Source organism: Myxococcus sp. AM010, assembly GCF_013372585.1.
GTDB lineage: Bacteria > Myxococcota > Myxococcia > Myxococcales > Myxococcaceae > Myxococcus > Myxococcus vastator.
On record NZ_JABXEO010000065.1, the window covers coordinates 1 to 21,976 of the forward strand.

General features: G+C 67.4%; 17 protein-coding genes. 5 read left to right on the forward strand and 12 right to left on the reverse strand.

Going from position 1 to position 21,976, the window contains the following annotated elements:
• The 11 genes from tnpA to HV826_RS25795 form a co-directional block, all read right to left on the reverse strand.
• Positions 1 to 225 (reverse strand): IS66 family insertion sequence element accessory protein TnpA (gene tnpA, locus HV826_RS25745; RefSeq protein WP_176419620.1); only part of this gene is annotated, 225 nt, incomplete at its 3' end.
• Positions 226 to 253: 28 nt separating this feature from the next.
• Complete coding sequence (locus HV826_RS25750) at positions 254 to 532, reverse strand: hypothetical protein (protein WP_176419621.1); 279 nt, start codon at positions 530 to 532, stop codon at positions 254 to 256.
• A gap of 36 nt (positions 533 to 568) precedes the next feature.
• Positions 569 to 1,201: a hypothetical protein gene (locus tag HV826_RS25755; protein WP_176419622.1), complete on the reverse strand. Its 633-nt coding sequence runs from the start codon at positions 1,199 to 1,201 to the stop codon at positions 569 to 571.
• 228 nt (positions 1,202 to 1,429) lie between these two features.
• On the reverse strand, positions 1,430 to 2,584 hold the full coding sequence (locus HV826_RS25760) for an FRG domain-containing protein (RefSeq protein ID WP_176419623.1): 1,155 nt from the start codon (positions 2,582 to 2,584) through the stop codon (positions 1,430 to 1,432).
• A 233-nt stretch (positions 2,585 to 2,817) separates the two neighbouring features.
• On the reverse strand, positions 2,818 to 3,615 hold the full coding sequence (locus tag HV826_RS25765; protein WP_176419624.1) for a hypothetical protein: 798 nt from the start codon (positions 3,613 to 3,615) through the stop codon (positions 2,818 to 2,820).
• A 102-nt stretch (positions 3,616 to 3,717) separates the two neighbouring features.
• The gene (locus HV826_RS25770; RefSeq protein WP_176419625.1) at positions 3,718 to 4,782 is read right to left on the reverse strand and encodes a nicotinamidase; all 1,065 of its coding nucleotides are present in this window, start codon (positions 4,780 to 4,782) and stop codon (positions 3,718 to 3,720) included.
• A 58-nt stretch (positions 4,783 to 4,840) separates the two neighbouring features.
• Positions 4,841 to 6,718: a hypothetical protein gene (locus HV826_RS25775; protein ID WP_176419626.1), complete on the reverse strand. Its 1,878-nt coding sequence runs from the start codon at positions 6,716 to 6,718 to the stop codon at positions 4,841 to 4,843.
• A gap of 4 nt (positions 6,719 to 6,722) precedes the next feature.
• Positions 6,723 to 7,526: a protein phosphatase 2C domain-containing protein gene (locus HV826_RS25780; RefSeq protein ID WP_176419627.1), complete on the reverse strand. Its 804-nt coding sequence runs from the start codon at positions 7,524 to 7,526 to the stop codon at positions 6,723 to 6,725.
• A gap of 122 nt (positions 7,527 to 7,648) precedes the next feature.
• Complete coding sequence (locus HV826_RS25785; protein WP_176419628.1) at positions 7,649 to 8,338, reverse strand: NUDIX hydrolase; 690 nt, start codon at positions 8,336 to 8,338, stop codon at positions 7,649 to 7,651.
• Between the two features lie 73 nt (positions 8,339 to 8,411).
• On the reverse strand, positions 8,412 to 9,419 hold the full coding sequence (locus tag HV826_RS25790) for a diacylglycerol kinase family protein (protein WP_176419629.1): 1,008 nt from the start codon (positions 9,417 to 9,419) through the stop codon (positions 8,412 to 8,414).
• Between the two features lie 83 nt (positions 9,420 to 9,502).
• On the reverse strand, positions 9,503 to 10,507 hold the full coding sequence (locus HV826_RS25795) for an SDR family oxidoreductase (RefSeq protein WP_176419630.1): 1,005 nt from the start codon (positions 10,505 to 10,507) through the stop codon (positions 9,503 to 9,505).
• A 366-nt stretch (positions 10,508 to 10,873) separates the two neighbouring features.
• Here HV826_RS25795 and HV826_RS25800 point away from each other — a divergent pair, with 366 nt between their 5' ends.
• The 5 genes from HV826_RS25800 (at position 10,874) to HV826_RS25820 (ending at position 21,080) form a co-directional block, all read left to right on the forward strand.
• Positions 10,874 to 12,676 carry an Ig-like domain-containing protein gene (locus HV826_RS25800; RefSeq protein ID WP_255217411.1) on the forward strand — a complete coding sequence of 601 codons (1,803 nt, stop codon included), beginning with the start codon at positions 10,874 to 10,876 and terminating at the stop codon, positions 12,674 to 12,676.
• 68 nt (positions 12,677 to 12,744) lie between these two features.
• Positions 12,745 to 14,235 carry a PEGA domain-containing protein gene (locus HV826_RS25805; RefSeq protein ID WP_176419632.1) on the forward strand — a complete coding sequence of 497 codons (1,491 nt, stop codon included), beginning with the start codon at positions 12,745 to 12,747 and terminating at the stop codon, positions 14,233 to 14,235.
• 155 nt (positions 14,236 to 14,390) lie between these two features.
• Positions 14,391 to 15,809, forward strand: coding sequence for an IgA Peptidase M64 (locus tag HV826_RS25810; RefSeq protein WP_176419633.1), 1,419 nt, complete (start codon positions 14,391 to 14,393; stop codon positions 15,807 to 15,809).
• Positions 15,810 to 15,928: 119 nt separating this feature from the next.
• On the forward strand, positions 15,929 to 17,899 hold the full coding sequence (locus HV826_RS25815; RefSeq protein WP_176419634.1) for an Ig-like domain-containing protein: 1,971 nt from the start codon (positions 15,929 to 15,931) through the stop codon (positions 17,897 to 17,899).
• Positions 17,900 to 18,062: 163 nt separating this feature from the next.
• Positions 18,063 to 21,080: a putative Ig domain-containing protein gene (locus HV826_RS25820; RefSeq protein WP_176419635.1), complete on the forward strand. Its 3,018-nt coding sequence runs from the start codon at positions 18,063 to 18,065 to the stop codon at positions 21,078 to 21,080.
• Positions 21,081 to 21,114: 34 nt separating this feature from the next.
• On the opposite strand, the gene HV826_RS25825 is transcribed toward HV826_RS25820, so the two are convergent.
• Positions 21,115 to 21,534 (reverse strand): hypothetical protein, encoded by a 420-nt coding sequence (locus tag HV826_RS25825; protein ID WP_255208386.1) that lies wholly within the window; start codon positions 21,532 to 21,534, stop codon positions 21,115 to 21,117.
• Positions 21,535 to 21,976: the final 442 nt, after the last annotated feature.

Genomic DNA, 21,976 nt, shown 5'->3' on the forward strand with positions numbered 1-21,976 from the left:
TTCGACGAGGGTGGTGCTCGGCTCCACGGGGGCCGTCACCTGGACTGGCAGCAGGCGGACCGGCTCGGCCTTCGCCGCCAGGTGCCGGCGCCGACGGTACACCCACGACTGCACAGTGCTCAGCCGCACGCCCCGCTGCCGCGCGAACTCCACCTGCGTCAGCCCGCTGGCCTCGAAAGACTCAGCGACACGGAACCACTCCTGCTTCTCCACCGGCTTCGACATGCACGCCAGGGTCCACGGCGGCGGCGCGTCACTCAACGCCCCTCATCACGTCGTTGGCCGGACGCTTACGGGCATCGAAGCCCATGACCGGCACGACGAGCTGCCCGTCGGCGCCCTCCCAGCGGTGGCCGATGACCTTGAAGCCGCGAACGCCTGCGATCTGTGTAAGGACTCTTGCGCGCTGACCCATCTCGTTCTCTCCCGGTTCGTTTGCACGTCCGAAAGAGAGCAGCCGGATGCTCCGGTGTCGATGGGTCAGCGCGTCGAACCTTCGGCAGCAGCACACGGAAATCTCACGAGATTTCACGTCCCGACTTCCGGCGAAGAGCGAGTAATCGGTCTCCTACTCCGAACCGAAGACCTGCGCGAGATAGTGCTTCGAGAACGCCGTCCAGTCAGGACTGTCGAAGAATGCTGCCTCGACCCAGTGGTGTATGAAACGCATGGCAAAGCCGCGCTGCAAATAGTCCTCGACGCCCACGGGCAGCGGCCGGATCTCTCCGACTCCGTCGAGTGGCACGAAATGCAGCCGGTCGAGGACCCGGCCCGATTCCATTTCGAAGCAGACCGCGAACTCGCCCTCGCAGTAATCGAAGGGCGCGAGGCGGTCGAGCAACTCACGCGCCTCCGGAAAGGATCCGTACGGGTCGAGTAGTTCCGCTCCACGTCGGCCGTCGATGCCGTCGACGCATGTGGAAACAGGGAGGACGTTCGCCTCTCCCCCAACGATGTCGATCTCGCGGTCGAGGTACTCGATTGCGGCGCCTTGTTGCAAGCGCCATCGGATCTGCATGGAATCAGCCTGCTCGTAGAAGCGCTCGAGTGCCGCGGGCAGTGTCAGAGTCTGTCGTACGCGGGCGAGATCGGCGCCATTGTGGCCATACGACAGCACGCACTGACCAGCTTTCGCCACCGAGGAAGCCGCGAGGGGCGCGATGCAAGCATGGTATCGGTCCGAGACCGGCTTATCGCTCATCGATGGATGATACGCGAGGAGACGCGTATGTCGAGCTGCGCCACCCAACGGCGCCATTCCGTTCACAGCGACGAGCCTGTGTCAGGGCGTCGTTTCGACGGTCGTCCCGGGCTCGATCCCCTCCCGCAAGCGATCAAAATCATTGAGTTATCAACATGATCGGCGCTCTAGGCAGGCGGCAGGCTCCCTTCGGAGCGTGCTCGAAATGGAAGTTATGCCCTTCCGGCGTTACTTTGGCCACCAAGCACGCTCGTGGAGCGCCTTCGTGATGCCATCTCCAGCGGGAAATACCGAGGCGGCGTCGACGCCAATTCGATGCAGGCCCATGAGGAGCTTTGGCGCTTCCGCGATCGGGAGTCGAAATCTGATCGAGTGCCTTTCCTTCATTGTGCTGTATCCCGCCACATGCCTTTTTATCTGATCTTCGAATGGCACAATCGTGACGGTTTTTCTTCCACTCAAGAGTAGCTTGCTTTCAGTTAAAAATAGTCCCTCCTGTGCATGGAGGTTTCGATTGCCTGCGGCTGGCACTGAGTGCTCGATAATTTCGCCTTTGGGCATATCACCTTCAAGCAAGGACTCCCAGATGCGCCCAAGTCCATCCAATGAGCGCTTGAATTTGAACGCCCAAACGACAAGATGCGTCGCCTTTGTCGCGACCCCGGCTTGAGATTCGCAATGCCATTTTGCGGCCTCTGTCGCTGGGAAGTAGGCGGCAACATAGGATCTGCGTGTCCAGTCGAGCAGTCTGGTTGCCAATCCATGGTGCTGGGCTAGTGCCATCAAGGGCACAAGAGCTTGGGCTGGCCATTGAAATGCACCATCGGCATCCCTTAGGCGCTTGAGACATTGATCGTCGGCCATCAGTTGGCGAACTTCTACAGTGTCTCCTGGTATTGAAAGACCAATGCGGTCAGCTCTCCAGTAGAAATCTCGCAGCGCCATCAACTCGCGGCGAACCTGGCCGTCGTTCGTGAATTGCGAGGGGGCAGTTTTTGACCAGTGGCCCTGCGTTCCATCGGGGAGCAGGGCAGTCGAACGTAGCGCAGAGGGTAATATGGGCCAATCAGCGTTCGCCTGCCCACGGAAGACCCACGCTTCGGAACTCGAATGCCAGAACCTCGGGTGACGTGGCGAAAGCACATCAATAAACTCATCTGCGGAGTCGCAGTCGACAGATTCGGGTTCAGCTGCTTTCCGGATTTCAATCTGTCGCTCCTCCGCCTGCAAGAGGTCGCGCACAGTGGAGTCGAAGGTGATGCCTTCGTTGGGCCTTGCCAGTGACAGCAGGGCAGCATGCTCGGCCACCCGATCTTTGGCTTGCTCCAGAGTCAAACCTTGCTGACGGAGCAACTCAAGCAGCCTGTCGTATTGCTCGGACACTCTTTTGTTCCCTGTGCTCTGTATAGATTGTTCAGTCTATACTGGGCGCTCTCCACCTGCGGCAAGGAAGCTCCCATCCTGAGCACGCTCCGAGGGAGGCTGCCGCCTACCCAGCAGCCGTGCTCAGTGTAAGGCGCTGAAATCACGAGGAGGCGGCCGCCTGCTCAGGATGAGAACTACACCCCGCTGATGGCCCAGCAGTCCGTGTGCCTCCGCGCGGAGCCCCGGTTCCCTCACTGCCCAAAGCCGCCCAGCGCGGTCCGGCTGAAGCTCGCGGCACCCTGACTCACTCGCGCGGCGGACTGGCTGAACACCTGGAACGCCGCGCGAATCTCCTGGGCGCTCTGCCCCGGCGTGAGAATCCACTTGTCGTCGATGCCCATCTCGCGGAACACGCGCCGGAAGTCCGTGCTCCCATCGCTGATGCCCATCGCCGCGACGATGTGGCTCTCCGCGCGCTTCAGGTCATTCACCAGCGCCGCCACGTCCTTTGCCTTCGCCGACGTCGAGTGCTGGTCCGAGCCATCCGTAATCAACAGCGTCACCGTCCGCACCGGCACGCCGTTCGCGCTGAACTCCTGCGCCTTCGCCAGCACCGTGCCCAGCAGCACCACCGACTGGTCATACAGCGGCGTGCCCTGGTCCGCCCGGTAGTTCTTGGCGTGCATCCGCACCACGTCCTCCACCGGCCGGTACGGGTTCAGCACGAACCCGTTGAGGTAGCGCGTGTGGAAGAGGACGCCGTCCTTCTGCTTGCTCGCCAGCAGCGCGTCCAGTACCAGGTTGTGCCCATCACACACCGTCTTCGTGTGCCCGGAGTAGTCGATGCTCCCCGAGTCATCCGGCATCACCGTCACCAGCACCACCTCGCTGGACTGCACGTCCTCCACGCAGACGCCGAGCCCCGCCTGAATCTGCGCGCCCAGGTCCACCACCGTCAGCGCCTGCAGCCCCGCTGGGCTCAGCACGCCCTCCGCGTGCGCGTCATCGAAGAGCTGTCGGATGCCACTGCCATTCGCCTTGCTGCTCATGTCCCGTGCTCCTTCTCCCTCTCCCGAGGGCAGAGCTCCGCCCGTCCCGCGCTGGCGAGCACAGGCGAAGCGATTGCTGTGTGTCTTCACGTCCCGCGAGGCTCAGGCGATGCGCAGGTCCGGCCAGCTCGCCAGCGGGTCCGTGGACTTCACCAGGTGCATGCCCGCGTCCGCGAAGCGCTTCAGCGACGCCTCCGCCTGCGGGGTGAAGTCCGCCGCGAAGCCGCCCTTGCCGTCCGGCACCGTCACCGCCGACATGCAGTCCGTCAGCAGGTACACCTTGCGCGCCAGCGCCGCGTCCTGCGCGACAATCTCCCCGAGCAGGTCATCGATGGAGCTCTTCACGCAGTGGCTCGCCGCCTGCCCAGCAATCACCACCGCGTCCGCGGTGAGCAGCGTCTTGAGGAACTGTGTATTCCGCTGCGCCAGCGGCTGGCCGTCATGCCGCCCCAGCACCTCCGGGCGCAGCACCGAGTAGTTCTCCGTCAGCGGATTGCCCCCCTTCACCTCCGCCCACGACTGCATGCCACGCGCGAAGGAGTGGAACAGCCGCGCCTCCTGCACCACCCCCGCCAGCGCGTGTCCGTCGCTCCCCAGCAGGCAGTGCGGCGGCCACAGGTACAGCGTGTACTTGCCCGCCCGCTCCAGCTCCTCGCAGTAATACTTCACCTGCTTGAGCAGCCAGGGGTAGTTGCCACCGCACAGCCACTTCGCCATGGCGGGGTTGGGCCGCGCCTGCCCGCGCTCGAGCTGCTCGCGCGTCACCTCGCGGTACGGCGTCAGCGGCTGGTCGTCCTGGTCCACCCAGAAGGACGGGAAGAAGATCTGGTACGCGAAGTGGGTATCCAGCGTCGCCGTCACGTTCGTCAGCGCGCCCAGGTTGCGGTAGATGAACTCCGCGATGCGACGGCTGTCATCCACCGCGCCGCGCCCGCTGCGTCCCGCCACGTAGAGCGAGCCCTCCGGGAAGCAGAAGTCCTTCTGCACGTCGATGAGCAGCAGGTGCAGGTTGAACGCGTCCGTCGCCGCCATGGAGACGTCGTTCGCCGCGCGCCAGCCCTGGGCCTCCGCCTGGAGCTTCCCCGCGTCAGGGCTGTACCCGAACTGACCGGCATGGGCCGCGTCGTAGAACCTCGGGAGCGGAAGCGCCTTCACTTGCGTCTTCATCGTCCTACCTCCTGTGAGGCGTGGAGGCACCCGCTCCACGCGGTTGTGAGCAATCCCTTCAGTTCATTCGCAGCACGGTGATGTCCTGCCGTCCCACCACCGCCAGCCCCTGCCGCATGAGGAAGAGCGAGCAGCCCGCGTCCACGAAGGGCTCGGCGTCCGGGAACTCGCGCGCCGCCTCCAGGCGGCCTTGACGAAGCTCCACACGGGTGAGCCCCGCATCGGTGGCGCAGAACAGCGCGTCGCCCGCCGCGCACCGTCCACGTGGCGCGTTGCCCAGCCACGAGCCGTCACCGGCCTCCGCCACCGCGCTCGCACGCACGGCCCCGTCATGGCCCACCACCACGCAGTGATGCAGCGTGCGCCCACCGGCTTCCTCCACCAGGAACAGCCACGCGGAGGGCCCATCGAAGACACATTCCACGTCCACGAGCTTTCCCGTGGGCCAGGGCAGCGACAGGCCATCCTTCAAGCCCAGGCGCTCCGCGTCGAAGACGAAGGCGCCGCGCAGGCCGCCCGCGCGATGGAAGCCCAACCCGAAGCGTGGCCCCACGAAGAGCCGCGTCTGCCCTTCGAGCACCGCGCCCACGTGCTCCGGTCCATACGCGCCGTCCCGCCACAGCCCGCCGCCCACGGCCCAGTACCGGTGCCGCGCGTTGGTGGCGAAAGCGGACTGGCCCTCCGGCGCATCCACGCCCGTGCGGTCCGGGGGCCGGCCGGGCGCCAGCACCGCCACCTCACCGCCCCGGCCCACCAGCGTCACGTCTCCTTGCAAGGCCCAGCGCAGCGACGGGTCCAGCGCCCCGCGCAACACGACGCGTCCGTCCTCGCGCCGGTACGCGCCCTCCGCGTGGTAGAGCCAGCGAAGGACGCCCGCCTCGTTGCTCGCGTGCACCAGCACGCCTCGCGTGGAGAACAGCCGCGTCGCCGTCACCTGGCCTCGGACCGACGTCACCGGCGTGGTGGCCGCGGTGGCGTGGGGCTGGCACGCCGGGCAGGCAGCGCGCGCGTGCTCCACGCCGCACGACGCGCAGGCGGTGAAGCGCAGCCCCTCCAGCAGCGGCTGCGGAAAGACGCCGCGGAGGTCCTCCACGAAGACGCGGTGCAGGTGGTGCAGCACGTCGTCCGGCAAGGTCGCCAGCGGCAGCGCGGGCTTTGGGTACTGCACCTCCGGATGGAACACGGTGATGCGCTGGAGCACCCGGCCCGCGGAGGTCGTCCGCGCCGCCGCGCTCTTGGGCTTGTAGACGCCGCCGTGCGGTCCCACGCACAGCAGCGACTGCATCACCGCGACGGCATAGGCATACCAATCACTCTCAATGGACGCCGGCCGGCTGGGCGTCAGCCCTTGCGTGCCCGTGCTCCCGAGCCGCAGCGGGTCGAGGAAGCGCTCCGTGAACACCGGACAGAGGAACCCGCCGAACTGGAAGCTGTCCGCGTCGATGAGGTACGCCGCCGACGCGCCCGCCACGAGCACGTTGAGGTCGTTGAAGTCCCCCACCACCACGCCCGCCGCATGCACCGCGCCGAGCGTCCGATGCAGCTCGCGAAGCACCTCCACCACCCGCCCGGACGCCGCGCCCGCCCTGCGGAACGACGGCTCTCCGAAGCGTCGCAAGGGCTCCACGCCATCCAGCTTGCGCATGGCGTAGCCCAGGACCTCGCGCGCCTGCTTGTCCGTCGCCAGGGCCTGGGGCGCCACCACGCGGCCGGGCAGTCCTGCAGGGAAGACGCGCAGCTTGCGCTGGTGCTCGTCCAACCGGACGCGCGCCGCGGCCTGCTCCGCGGGCAGGCCCGTGTAGTCGGGGTGGTTGGGTGGCTTGAACACCTTGAGGGCGCGGCCATCCCCCAGGTCGAACACGTCCGCCTCGCCGCCCTTGCCCAGCGCTCGCGCGGGGTTCAACCGCACCTTCTTGCCTTCGAGCCAGACGTCCATGGCCTCACGCCCTCCCCATGCGGCGGCGCAGCACCACCAGCGTCGTGTCGTCCGGCAGCAGGCCCGGAGTACGCGCCAGTTGCTGGGAGGCGAAGTCCGCGCGCACGGCTTCTCGGTTGAGCAGGGCCAGGCGGCGACGCAGGGCATCCGGGTTGGCGAAGTAGCGGTCCTCCGTCCAGAGCCGCGAAAGCGGCCCGACGAGCTCGTCCCGCGCCGGCATGCGCGTGGTGGCCAGCCGCTCCAGGTCCGCCACGCCGTCGGTGCCCAGCAGCAGCGCGTGGACCTCCTCCGTGGGCACCAGGGCCCGCGCGGTCAGCGCGACGTCCTCACCGTGCGTCAACGCATAGGCGAGATAGGGCGGCGCGTTCCCCGGAAACGGCCCCAACGGATGCACCTCGCCATTGAGCGCCCACACGCCGTCCCCCGCGGAGAAGACGAGCGTCAGCGTGGGCGTCACCACCGCGCCCACCACGGTGAAGAGGAAGTCCCCCATCACCTCCCGCCCCAGGTCCGCCCGGAGCTCACCGAGCAGGCACAACACGTCCTCCCGAAGGCCTGGGAGGAAGGTGGGCTCATCCACGCGCTCACCGTCCGCGAGCCGCACCAACGCGGCCCGCGCCAACCTGCGCGCCCCCAACTGTGCGCCCAGCTCACTGCAGGGCTGGCTGCCACAGCCGTCCGTCACCACTGCCACCAGGCCATGCTCGCTGGCGCGGATGCACAGCGCATCCTGGTTGTTGCGACCCGCTCGGGCGTGCTCCCGGCCTGGCACTGAGGCAGCGGCGATGTCGAAGGGCAGCGCGGACATGGCTCTCCCGGCACGAACCCGGGTTGAACCCATGTTCGTGTCTAAGTGACACCAACATAGTGTCCACATGACACGATGTCAACGCAACGAGGCGCCCGGGCGTCCCTCAAGCCCGCACAGGGTCAGAGCTCGAAGTTGAAGCCCGCCTTCTCCAGTTGCTTGTACTTCTTGTGGTCGAACCGGTAGAGGCGCGCGGCGCGGTGGGAGACGTCCTGCTCCACCTCGTCCAGCTCCTCGAGCAGGTCCATGGCGAGGATCTTCTTGCGGAAGTTCCGCTTGTCGAGCTCCCGCTCCAGGATGACCTCGTACAGCCGCTGGAGCTGCGTCAGCGTGAACTTGGGAGGCAGCAGCTCGAAGCCGATGGGCTGATAGCGGACCTTGCCCTTGAGCCGCTGCAGCGCCTTGCCGAGCACGTCCGCGTGGTCGAAGGCCAGCTTCGGCGTATCCCAGACGGAGAACCACGCCGCGTCCCGCGCATCCGTCGCCGCGTGCGGCACGTGGTCACTGAGCTTCACCAGCGCGAAGTACGCCACCGTGACGACGCGCCCGCGTGGGTCTCTCCCCGGAGTGCCGAACGTGTAGAGCTGCTCCAGGTGGCTGGGCCGGATGCCCGCCTCTTCGTCCAGCTCCCGGCGCGCGGCGTCGTCGAGCGACTCCTCCATCCGCACGAAGCCCCCCGGCAGCGCCCACCGCCCGGAGAAGGGCTCCACCCCGCGGCGGATGAGCAGCACCTTCAAGTCCCCGTCATCCAGACCGAAGACGACACAGTCCACCGTCAGCGCCGGCCTCGGGTACTCATAGGAGTAGCTCACGGCTCCCCGAATAGGGTCCGGAACACACCCGGGTCAAGTCAGGGACGGCGGTGGGGGCCGGGCCTTGCGCGGCCTAGGGCCGGACCATGCGCGACAGCTGGCGCCAGTCGACGAGCTGGACGCTCTCCTCGGCCAGGTCGAACTCCAGCGAGCGCCGCATGCCGATGACGTCGCCGCCCATCTGGAAGGGCACTTCCCGGTCGAAATCCATGCGCAGGCGCTGGACGAACCAGTCATGCATCTGGGGCATCGGATGCTCGCCGCGCCAGAGGCGGAACATGTTCCGGGTGGCCTCGAGCACGCCGGCGCCATAGACGCGCACGGACAGCCGGTGGGGCACCGCCTCCGCGAAGGGGAAGGCCTTGAAGCCGAAGCCCCACTCAGGCGTGGTGGCCGCGCCGGCGACGCCCGCGGGCCCCCGGTACAGGAGCGCGCCCTTGTCCCCATGCGGCACGGGTTGCACGGAGCCCCGCGCGTCCACCGTGAGGGCGGGGTCACCCAGGTTGTAGACGGACACCATGGGGTTGCCCTCGCCGAAGACGTGGCGAGGCACCGTCCGGGTGAACATGGCGCCCAGGTAGCCACGCAGGCCGGCCTGGGTGCCCCGCAGCGGGCCGGAGGCGGCGAGCTGGTTCTTGAAGTCCTGAATCATCTCCGCGTCCCAGCCGGTGCCGGCGAAGGGGGCCACCTTGCCCTCCACGCGGACCAGGGCGAAGGGGCGCAGGGGCGGCAGGCGCTCGCCCACGGCGGCAATCTGCTTCAAGGCCTCCGCGGGCCGCGGCGCGCCGGTGACGCGCGCCCAGGCGTTGCCAGTGCCCATAGGGAGGACGCCAATGGCCGGCAGCGCCACCCCCGCGGTGCGCAGCTCGTTGAGCAGCCCCGTAATCGTCCCGTCGCCACCGCCCGCCAGGAGGAGAGAGGGAGGGTTGGGCCGGAGGGTGTCCGAAATCCAGGACCGAGCCTCCTCCAGCGAACGGGTGAGCGCCACCCGCGCCCGGGGCAGGAAGCGCTGGACCAGCCCCCCCATGCCTTCGGAGCCCCGGCGTGCACGCAGGTTGACGAGGACGGCGATGTCATTCATGGCGAGCGGGACTCTCTCCACGCTTTGTCATGGCCCGGTCACGGCGCGGAAACCGGTGACGCGGCGTGACTCAAAAACGACCCTCACACTCCCAGTGCATGGGCGAAACGGGCTTTCAGCCCCCGTGCCTCCCGCTTCTTTCCAAGGGAGAACGCCGCCGCGGCCACGCCCCCGGCGACCAGCAGCCGGCGCAGCCATTGCTTGCCCGCCGCGTGGTAGCCCCCCGAGGTCCCCGTCCCCTCCGCCATCGGACGGAAGAGGGTGCCGGAGGTGTGGCCCTGGCGCTCCTCCTCGAAGTGCTGGGCCTCCGTGACGCCGTTCATGGTGCGCTCGAAGGTGCGGGGCAGCAGGCCGTGCATGGCGGCGAAGCTCCGAGCGGCGGGGCCGACGAAGACCTCGTGCTTGGGGCCGCGGAGGACCCCGAGGATGGCGCGCGCGACGCGCTCCGGCGTGTAGACGGGCTCCACGGGACGGATGCGCCAGCCGGTGTAGTTGGCGGTGTGTTGCCACAGCGGCGTGTCGATGGCCGCGGGGAGCACGGTGCACACGTCGATGCCGGTGCCGAGCAGCTCCTGGCGGATGGACGCGGAGAAGCCGCGCACGGCGTGCTTCGAGGCCACGTAGGCGCTGACATACGGCGCGGCGACGGTGCCGAAGGTGGAGGAGACGTTCACCAGGGTGCCGTAGCCCTGCTGACGGAACTGGGCCACGGCTGCGCGGGCGCCGCTGACGGTGCCGAAGAAGTTCGTCTCCATCACCTGCCGGAAGGCGTCATCCGGCGTCTCTTCGAGGCGGCCCATGAGGTAGACGCCCGCGTTGTTGATCCACGCATCGAAGTGGCCGAAGGCCTTGCGCGCCTCGTCCGCCAGGCGCTGCACGGCGGCCACGTCGGACACATCCGTGGGCACGACGTGGGCCCGGACGCCGAGCGCCTGGCACTCGCGCGCCAGGTCCTCCAGCGGCTCCTCGCGACGGGCGGCCAGGACGACGTGGGCCCCCTTCTTCGCCAGGGCCAGCGCGGTGGCGCGGCCGATGCCACTGGACGCGCCGGTGACGACGACGACTTGGTTCTTCCAGGCTCGCTTCATGTCCGCGTTCTCCTTGCCGGGCCGAGCCCCAGGGCATGGCCTGAGTCCCCCTCACGAAGATGGCGATTGCACACAGCGACGCACCGGGTCATCGCACACCTGGCTGGAGGACAGGCGGCGGAGCGGCCCCAGGGTCCACGTCGCAGACCGCCGCCGGGGATGGGGGTCCACTGCCGGGACGGGGCACGGGGCGTGAGGGTGCGTGTCCGCACGGGAGGTGGAGGCGGGGCTGCACGCGGGTAAGGGGTGGAGATGGCTCGGCTTTTCGCGGAGCACGGGTGGGTTGGAGGAAGCAAAGCGGGCTTGGTATGTGCGAGCGACTGTCGGGCAGGAAACGGAACACAACCTGCACTCGGCCCGCGAGCCATGAACATCCCCGAACGCTCCCTTCCGCCGCCTTGGATGGCGGCCGTCGTCCTCCTGTGCGCGTCCGCGTGCATCAACGTGCCGGCCGTCGAGCCCGCGCAGGCCGAGGTGCGAATCACCGCGCCGGCTGGAACGGCCTACACGAAGGGTGTGGTCGAGGTCCGGCTTGCCGTGACAGGCCACACGCCGGACCGCGTGGAGCTGCTGAAGGACGGCGAGGTGCTGACGGAGCTGGCGCCGCCGTACACGTACACCTGGGACACGGCGGGTGAGCCGGAGGGGACGTACCGACTGGAGGCGCGCGCGGCGCTGGGGGACGTCGCGTATGTGAGCGCGAGCCGCGAGGTGGTGGTGGACCGGACGCCGCCACAGGTGGTGTCGCGCGTGCCGGAGCAGGGCGACCAGGAGGTCTGGGTGCAGAGCCCCATCCGCGCCGAGTTCTCCGAGCCCGTGAAGCAGAGCAGCGTGACGACGGAGTCCGTGCACCTGACGGTGGGCGACGTGGCCGTGGCGCAGACGGTGTCACTGTCGGAGGACGGGAAGACGGTGACGGTGGTCCCCGTGACTGCGTTCACCGCGCCGAGCACCGTGGCGCTGGCCTTCTCGGGGACGGTGACGGACCTGGCTGGGAATGCCGCCGTGAATCTGGGGGAGGCGTGGAGCTGGGTTGTTCCTGAATTCGTGCCGTATCCTCTCCATTCCGTAGGCGCCGAGGCTCGCAACAGGTGGGCAAGGCCGTACATCAAAATGGATTCGCACGGACGCCCTCTCGTTCTTCACTGGAGATACGACGGCACTACTGAGTCTCTGTTCGTGACCCGATGGACGGGCGATTCCTGGGAACAACTCGGCTACAATCTAAAAACAAGCACGAGCGACTATTCGATCCATACCCCGACGCTCCAAGTCTCGGCAGCCGGAGTCCCCTTTGTGGCATGGCAGGAGGACATGGGGGCAGAGTTCAACAACTACATCCACGTTGCTCAGTGGACGGGCGAACGCTGGAGTCGACTGGGTGGCGAACAAGGAATTCTGCCTGAACAGCCGCACGCATGGGATTTTTCAATGCGGCTCACCAAGCAAGGCCACCCCGTCATCGCAGTCGACATGGACTTGGAGGCTACCGAGGGCGGCCAAGTTCATATCTACCAATGGTCCCAGGAGCAGTGGCAACGAATCGGCTCACCCCTGAAGGGCGAGTCGGAGTCTTCGACAAGCGCTCCATTCCTCGCACTTGACGAGCACGACAGCCCTGTCGTCGCATTCGGCCACGAAGATGGAGAAGGAAAAATCTTCGCATGGCGATGGAACAACAATGAATGGGAACGACTGGGCACCACATTGAACAGCTACAATGAGCACAACTCCGGGAAGCCAATCGCCTTGGCGCTCGACTCCTCCAATCAGCCCATCATCTCCTGGACAGGCTACAGACCTCCGCTATACGAGCACGAAGTATTCATTAAAACATGGTCTGAGGGGCAATGGACTCCCATCACCCCGCCACAAAAACATCCTGACACAGGAAACAGAACTGTCGCAGACACTCACTTCATCCCGGGCCAAGGGCTCCTCGTCGCATCAACCGAATCAGCGGGAAATCGAACTTCCGCACACTTGAACATCCACACGGGCGATAGGTGGACGCCCTTGTGGAACACACGAGATGCCTTCGGCAACACTAAATCGACCGGCAATGACTTAAGCATGGACGCACTCCCGCATGGGGACATCGTTTTGGCATGGACCGAAAGCCCTAGCGAACAGCAGCGAGAGATCGTCGTCTATCGCAGAAACCAATAGACGCGCTCAAGCAGCCCATACAAAAACATCTAAAACGAGTTTCCATCATGAGGATTGCACCACTATTCATGGCGTGCTTTATGTCGACATTGGCCTATGCGGCCCCTCGCCGCACGGTGGTGGCCAGTGGCGACTGCAAGGACGCGGAGCTGAGCGGGCAGGCCAAGGCCTTCCTGGGAGCCCTCGCCTCGCGCCCAGAACAGGACACGCTCAGCGCCAGCCAGTTCAGCGACCGGCTCTTCCCTCAGTCCACCAAGAGCTACGAGGACCTCCAGCGGCAGCTCGAAGCCGCGCAGGACCAGTTCTACGAAAGCCGCAACGCCAGGACGCTCCAGGCCGTCGACGAGGCCCTGCAGCAGATTACCCGGCTCCCCGTGGGAGACGCCCGCTGGAAGCTCTACGTCGAAGCGCAGCTGCTCCACGGCCTCAACTACCGCGCCCTGGGCAAGCAAAAGGAGAGCGACACCGCGTTCCGCAACGTGCTGCGGCTCCAGCCCGAGTACCAGCTCAACCTGGACTACTTCGCCCCGTCCGTTCGACAGAACTTCGACAAGCTCCGGAAGGAACTCGCCCAGACGCGCAAGGTGAAGCTGTCCGTGAAGTCCACGCTGCCCGCCGCGGACGTGTACCTGGACGGGCTCAAGCTGGGCCAGACGCCGCTGTCGCTCGATGCAGTCCCGGGCACCTACCACCTCACCCTCGTCAAGGGCGACACCACGAGCTTCCCACGACACATCCAGGTCCAGGGCACTGAGACGCCGTTGCTCATCGACGTGGCCTACGAGGGCTCTGTCTCCGCGAGCCCATTCCCCTGCCTTGCCACCTCGGACGGCAACGACGAGCGCACGCTGAGCCATGCGGTCCGGCTGGGCGGCACGCTCGGCGTGGAGGAGGTCATCGTCGTCCGGCTCGAACGCCCGAGCAGCGGCCCCAAGTGGTTCGCGGCCACCGTCCTCAATGTCGAAGGAGGCCAGAAGCTCCGCGAAGGCGGCTTCAAGACGCAGGGGACAGATGCTCCGAACGAGGCACTCGCGGCGCTGGTCGACTTCGTCACCACCGGCCGCTCGCCCTCCAACCTCGTGGTGATGAACGCCAATGGAAAGGCCCCGTGGGACGCTCCCGGGGGCAGGAACGGGAGCGCGTCCGCGGGCGGCATGGACCTGACGGCCCCCAACCTCATGTCAGAGGGCGACGCGTCCGGGGCACGTTCTACCTCCGGCCTTCGCACGGCCTCGTATGTCGCGCTGGGAACGGGCGTGGCCGCGTTCGGTGGCGCGGGCGTCGTCCGCCTCCTGGCCCAGAAAGACGTGAACGCGCTGGAGAAGCGGCTCGACAACGGCCGGATTCTGTCCAGTGACAGCGAGGCGATGGGACTTCGCGACTCGCTGGTCCAGAAGAGCAACGTCCTCAATGGGCTGCTCATTGGTGGAAGCGCGGCGGTTGTCACGGGCGCGGTGCTCTACCTCCTGTCTCCCGATTCGAGCGCGGCACCGCCCGTCTCGGTAGGACTCTCTGCGGACAGCCACGGCGCGGCGGCCTCACTGTCCGGCTCGTTCTGACGCACGACTCACGAATCCATGGACACGCACTCCGCGCGAGGTGGAGCCTCCGAACCACTCCACCTCCCGCGCAGGCAAGCAGACACGTCGAGAGCTGGATAGGAGAGCCGCGTCCACACACCGCCAGGCCATCACGGCGCATAGAGTGCCCGCCCATGATGCGAGCTCTCTTCATCCTGCTGCTGGCCACGAGCGCCTCCGCGGCCTCTCCCCGAACCCTCCGGGTCGATTACTTCCACACCGGGAACGCCACCGAGGAGCGGTTCAGCCTCGACAAGGTCGTCATCGAGCCGCTGCCCTGGCCCGGCCACCCGGAGCGCGCAATCGATGAGACGAACCTCGGCAAGTACCTCTTCGAGGTCCGCGACCGGGAGAACAACCGGCTCCTCTTCTCACGAGGCTTCGCGTCCATCTACGGCGAGTGGGAGGTCACGAACGAGGCGCGCGGCAGCAACCGCACCTTCCATGAGTCGCTGCGCTTCCCCGCGCCCGAGCGGCCCGTGCAGGTGCTCCTCAAGAAGCGGGATGCCCAGAACGCCTTCCGCGAGGTGTGGTCGCTGGTCGTCGACCCGAAGGACATGTTCGTCGACCCCTCGTCACCTCCCGCGCCCGGACCGCTGCTGAAGCTGCTGGAGAACGGGCCGTCCGCGCAGAAGGTCGACCTGCTCATCCTGGGTGACGGCTACACGAAGGCCGAGCACGCCAAGTTCGAGAAGGACGCCCGGCACATGGTGGACATCCTCTTCACCTTCTCTCCCTTCAAGGAGCGCAAGGCGGACTTCAACGTGTGGGGGCTCGTCCCCGCTGCGGCCCAGTCCGGCATCTCCCGCCCGTCGACGGGCGTCCACCGGCGCTCCCCCATCGGCGCCACCTACGATGCCTTCGGCAGCGAGCGCTACGTGCTCACCTTCGACAACAAGGCCTTCCGCGAGGCAGCGGCCTTCGCGCCCTACGAGTTCGTGGAGATTCTGGTCAACGGCAACACCTATGGCGGCGGCGGCATCTTCGGGCTCTATGGCACCGTGGCCTCGGACAGCCTATGGGCGCCCTACGTCTTCGTGCACGAGTTCGGCCACCACTTCGCCGGCCTGGCCGACGAGTACTACACCTCTGAATCCGTCTACGTGCCCGCCGCGGACCGCCTGGAGCCCTGGGAGAAGAACGTCACCGCGCTCCACTCACCGGAAGACCTGAAGTGGAAGCACCTGGTGTCTCCAGGAACACCTCTGCCTACCCCCTGGAACAAGGCTGGATACGAAAAGCATGCCACGGCCGTGCAGAAGCAGCGCGGCCAGATTCGGGCCCAGCGAAAGCCCGAGTCGGACATGGACAAGCTCTTCCTGGCCCAGCGGGACTGGGAGGAAAAGTTCCTTTCCTCACAGAAGTATTCAGGCCGGGTCGGGGCCTTCGAGGGCGCCATGTACGAGTCGAAGGGCTACTACCGGCCCCAGGTGGACTGCGTGATGTTCACTCGGGATCGCGTTCCATTCTGCGCGGTGTGCCAGGACGCCATCTCCGAGGTCATCGACCTGTATTCCGGGCCTGCGGCCAGGTCTCCTCGGGCCAATCCCTGAACGCCTGAAAACCCGGGCGCGGCTTGTGTGAAATGCCGATGTCACATGGACCGGACAATGGATTGCCCTCCGGTTCAGGTGTAAGGGGGACACAACCTGCTTCCCATGGAGGGGAACTCATGCAGACACGATTTTGGCTCCCGGCGATTGTCACGGCCGTGATGGTCACGATGGGCACGGGATGTGGCGACGAGTGCGTTGACCAGTTTGACTGCCGCAGTGACAAGGGCCAGCCGGCCGAGGGCAAGCAGTGGACCTGCAACTCCGGAACGTGCGAGCAGCGCGACATCACCCAGGGCTCGGACGCGGGCACCGAGGAAGACGCGGGCACCGAGCCCGACGCCGGTGAAGGTGACGCGGGGACCGACCCGGACGCCGGCACGGAGGGCTGCACCAGCAACGCGACCTGCGCCCTGACCGAGACGTGCAACACCACGACGAGCGCGTGCGAGGACTCGGGCTTCGTCACGCCGGTGGCGACGACCAGCACGCAGATTCAGGCGGTCCGGGATGCGGCGGATGGCGCGCTCGACCCCGCGCTGCCCATCGAGGGTGCGTTCGTCACGTTCATCAAGCCCGCGGTGACGGGCAGCAGCGAGCTCCCCGGCTTCTTCGTCCAGGCCGAGGCCCAGGGCCCCGCCCTGTTCGTGAGCGACGAGGCAGCGCTGGCCGCGGTCGTCGTGGGTGACCGGGTCAGCTTCTCCGTGTCGTCGAAGGCGACCACCGACGGGCTGCGCTCCGCGGTCACCGTCACCGGGACCACGGTCATCAGCCAGGGCCACCCGGTTCAGAGCCAGTCGACGGCCACGCCGGCCGGCCTCGCGGTCAACCGCTCCGCGGACACGTCGGCGACGTTGGTCGATGGTCTGGACGCCGTGGACTCCGAGCTCACCTACCTGACGGGCACGATTGCCACGGGCTCCAGCGGCATCGGCGCTGGCTACTCCGGCTTCCAGATCACCACCGAAGGTTTCACCGCTGGCGCCGCCAACTTCCGGCTCCGCGTGCCCGCGACACTCGCCACCGAGCTCGACATCACCCAGGGCTGCACGTTCACGCTGAACGCGGGCCCCATCTGGCGGTTCGCAGCCAACGCGCAGCCGTCCGCGTTCACGGCTTCCGACCTCACCCTGTCGAACTGCGCCGCGCCGACGTTCGCGTCGGCTTCGGCGACGTCGCTGACGGAGGTCGTGCTGAACTTCAGCCGCAACATCTCCACGGCAAGCATCACCAACGCGCAGGAGCAGTTCACCCTCACCGAGGGCCTGACGGTCTCCGCGTTCCGCGTCGAGGGTAAGCAGGTCTTCCTGACCACGAGCGAGCAGGCCCCGGGCGCCAGCTACTCCGTCACCGTCGCGAACACCGTGACGGACCTGGCGGGTGGTTCCGTCGCTCCGGAAGCCAGCACGCAGACGTTCCGCGGCTACCGCGCGCCGGCCGTTCTCCGACTGACCGAGGTGCAGCCGAATGCCGCCTCTGCCAGGGACCTGGTCGAACTGCAGGTCCTTACTGCGGGAACCACGTCCGGCCTCATCCTGGTCCAGGATAACGCCACCGTGAACAATGGTCTGCTCGCCAACTTCCCGGACGTGGATGTCGCGGTCGGCGACATCATCGTGGTGCATCTCAACCCGGTCGACACCCAGGCGAATCCTTTCAGGGCCGAGACCCTGGCCAAGGATGAGCACCCGCAGAGTGCCAATTCGACGCACTTTGATACTGCCTGGGACTTCAGGGGCAATGCGGCCTTCGCCATCACCTACTCCAGCCGGATCATCCTCGTGCAGGACGCGGCCGGGAACATTCAAGACGCGGTGCCTTTCCGGACGACGGGGACCCCGCCTGGTGCGTTCCCGGGCCACCTGCAGGCCATCCAGGCCGCTGGCCATTGGCTCCCGGCCGATTGCGAAGGTGCGCCCTGCACCAACACCTCCACGCCCTCCGCCGGTGACGTGTCCGCCGTCTGGGCGGGCATCCCGAGCAACGCGGACACCACGAGCAACAGCGTTCGCCGTATCAGCACGGACGACACCAACACCCTGGCGGACTGGGCGGTGGGTGCTCCGTCGTGGGGCATGCCCAACCAGTAGTCTGACGGTTTCAAGCTGAAGCCTCCGGGCCGCGGCTCCTCGTGAGCCGCGGCCCTTTTTTTTACCCTGGGTGTGGTGGAACCCTGTGCGCCGTTGTCACGGGTGCCTCTACAGTGCCGCTACTTCATCCGTGGGCCCGACTCTTTCGCGGGCCGGAGTCTTCATGCGCGTCCACCACGCCCTGCTTCCACTCCTCGCGCTGCTGCTGACCGCGTGTCCTGGCTCCACACCTCCCGGGACTGATGACACAGGCCCCGGACTGGCCATCACCACGGAGACGCTCCCCGCCGCATCCGTCGCGCAGCTCTATCGCGGCTCGGTCACCGCTTCGGGTGGCACACCTGCCTATTCCTGGCGCGTCGCGCAGGGCGCGCTGCCCACCGGACTCAGCCTCTCTACCCTGGGCGAAATCACCGGAACACCTCAAGCCGCTGGCACCTCGTCCTTCGACGCGGAGGTGCGTGACTCCCGCGGACGGACGGTTCGCGCCACGTTCGAACTCGAGGTGCGCGACGCCGGGCTCCACATCGCGTCGTCCTCGCTACTCGATGCATACGTCGGCGAGAACTACTCCGCTCAGCTCGACGCTTCGGGCGGCACGGCGCCGTACACCTGGACTCTCGCGGAGGGCACCCTCCCGTCGGGCGTGAACCTCGACTCACAGGGGCACATCTCCGGCGTTCCCGCCAGCGCCGGCACCTTCTCCGTCACCGTCCACGTACAGGACGCCACCGGACTTTCGAGCCAGCGTGTCCTCTCGCTCTCCGCCTTCAACGCCCCCTTCCTGGACGGCGGCACGCTCCCCGCCGCCACGCTCGGAGCGACCTACTCCACGGAGCTTCACACCGTCGGCGGGCGCACGCCGCTCACGTTCCGCATCACCTCGGGCGCCTTGCCCACGGGCCTCCAACTGGAAGCCAGCTTCGTGCGTGGAACGCCCACGGCGCCAGGGGACGCCTCCTTCACCGTCGAGGTCCAGGACGCCAACGGCCGCACGGCGTCCGACACGTTCCACCTCACCGTCCAGGGCGGCCTCACCATCACCCCCAGCACCCTGCCGGACGCCTATACCGACGCCGCGTATCGCCAGGCCCTCCAGGTGATGGATGGACGCGCGCCTTATGCCTGGGCGCTCACCGCGGGTTCGCTGCCCGCCGGTCTCCGGCTCACCAGCACGGGCCTGCTCGAAGGCACCGCGTCCACGACAGGCACCTTCTCCTTCTCCATCCAAGTCACCGACGCCGACGCGCGCGTGACCACCCGGAACCTCAGCCTGGCCGTGTACCGGCCTCCGTCGGTGACGGGCCCGGCGCTCCAACTCGACGGGCATGTCTCGCAGTCCTTCAGCGCCACGTACTCCGTCACCAACGGGAAGGCGCCGTACACGTTCGCGCCAGCAAGCGCCCTCCCCTCCTGGCTGCGGCTCTCCTCCTCCGGCCAGCTTTCGGGCATCCCGCCCGCGCTGGGGACCACCAGCGGACAGGCCGTCGTCACCGACGCGAATGGACGGACGGGCACACGCGACTTCACCCTCACCGTCCACGAACGCCCCACCGTCGAGACCACCGCGCTGCCCGATGCCCGCAAGGACGTGCCCTACTCCACCCAGTTGCAGGCCTCCGGAGGCAAGGCGCCGCTCTCCTGGCATATCGACTCGGGGGCGCTTCCCTCGGGGCTCACGCTCTCAACGTCAGGGACCCTCAGCGGCACTCCCACGCAGACAGGGGACTCCACGTTCATTGTCTCCGTGACGGACGCCGCGGGTCAGCCGGCGTGGCGCGGGCTGACCCTCACCGTGCGCACCGCGGGCACGTCCCTCACGGTGGGCCATTGGAACCTCGAGTGGTTCGGAACCCCCAACCAGGGCCCGCCGGACTCCACTTCGGAGGGCGGAGCGACGGACGACCTTCAGATTGCCCATGCGCGCGACATCCTTCGCGACTCGGGCGCCAACGTGTGGGGCCTGGTGGAGATGGTGGACGCCGAGGACTTCGCCACGCTCAAGGCACAGCTCCCCGGCTTCAATGGCTTCCTCGCCAATGACGCGTCCTTCGTCCCCAACGGCACGTCCTACTACAGCAACGGCGAGCAGAAGCCCGGCATCCTCTACGACAGCAGCCTCACGCTCCAAAGCGCGCAGCTCATCCTCACCGCGAACGACGCGGACTTCGGTGGCCGTCCGCCCCTGCGCGTGGACTTCACCACGACCGTCCAAGGCGAGAGCACGCCACTGGTCGTCATCGTCCTTCACATGAAGGCGTTCGACAACGAGACCGCCTACGGACAGCGGCAACGCTCCAGCGCGGCGCTCAAGGCGTACCTGGACACCTCCCTGCCCACCGAACGCGTGCTCGTCATTGGCGACTGGAACGACGACATCGACGAGTCCATCACCCGGGACAGCACCGGCGACTCTCTCCCCAGCCCCTTCGCGCCGTTCGTGGCCGACACCCAGCGCTACACCTTCATCACCGAGCCCCTGTCCCGGCTCGGCTTGCGGACCACCGTCGGCTATCCCGACGTCATCGACCACACGCTCGCCTCCAACGAGCTGGCGGATGACTACCTGTCAGGCTCCGTCGCAGTCCTGCGCCCGGACGCGTGGATTCCCAACTACGGCAACATCGTCAGCGACCACTATCCCGTCATCAGCCGCTACGACCTGGGAGGCTCCGGCGGCGGCACGGACCCCGACCTCCCGCCGAACCTCATCATCAACGAAGTCCTGCCCAACGAGCCCATCCCGCCCGGGCAGACGGTGTCTGACACCCACTACGAGTTCATCGAGGTGTACAACGCGGGGACCTCCTCCGCGGACCTGTCCGGCTGGAGCCTGTCGGACTCCGCAGCCGTGCGGCATGTCTTCGCCTCCGGCACCACGCTTTCTCCCGGCCGGGTCTTCGTCGTCTTTGGTGGCGTTCGAGGCTTCCCCGCCGGTGCGCCCGATACCGTGGCCGCATCCTCGGGCGGCCTGGGCCTCAACAACGATGGCGACGTCGTCAGGCTCCTCGCGCCCGATGGGAGCAACGTCGATGAGATGTCCTACGGAGGCACCTTCGACAACATCTCCTTCAACCGGTCGCCCGACGCCACGCCCGACGCGCCGTTCGACTACCACGACCTGATACCCCCGAATCTCACCTCCTCCCCGGGCCTCCGCGTGAACGGACTAGCGTTCTGACCCGCGCCCAAGAAGGGCGCCTCCAACCGCGGGTTCAGCGCAGTGAATCGAGCGGCGAGCCGGGGTCCGCGGGGTCCTCGCGGGGGGCTGACTCTTGCTGACGAGGTGGCTCGGCACCGGGCCCCGGCATCCCGTCCACGAGGTGCGCCACCAGACCTCCGGGACCCTCGCCGTAGGTGACGCGAACCTCGTCTCCCTCGCGATACTCCCGCAGGCCCGTGATGGGCTCGCCCTTCATGTAGAGCCCGGTCTGCTCATCCACTCCGACGTCGTACTCCACGCCGTCGTTGCCGCGGATGAGCAGCTCGTTGTCGCCCACCCACTCCACGCGGCCATGGAGCCGGTCCGTGGGCTCGGGCCGCCCCGAGCCGCCCTGCCCTGTCCCCAGCGTCCCCACCGGAAGCGCGCCGGAGCCGGGCGCCCCGGACGCTGGGGGCCGCTCGCGTGAGGCCATGAGACCTCGAAGGACCTCGGAGCGGCCTTCTCGCTCGCTCGCGGACGGAGGCCCCCGGTCCTCGCTCCGCTGGCCGCAACCGAGCCACACGGCGAACAGCCCGAATGCCACCCGCCTCCAGCCACGCATTGCCCTCATGCGCTCGTGCCCCCCGCGTGTGGAAGTTCACCGCGACGGCCGGCGGCCCACACCGGACGCCTTGTCTCTTCCTCAACATGCGGATGGCCCTGGCGGCCGAGAACCCAGCGCGCCCCAAGGTGCGCCTTGGTGGCGACCCGGAAAGCGGTAGAACGCTCCGCCGCACGGCCCCTCTCCCTGCGTGGATGCACTGACCGTGCACGCCTCCGACGGCGGTCCCGAACCGGAGCCCTGGGCCCACCATGAGCGCCATCCGTTGTCTATCTTGCGCCCCCGGGGCGAGCGGGGTGGTGGGCAGCCGCCC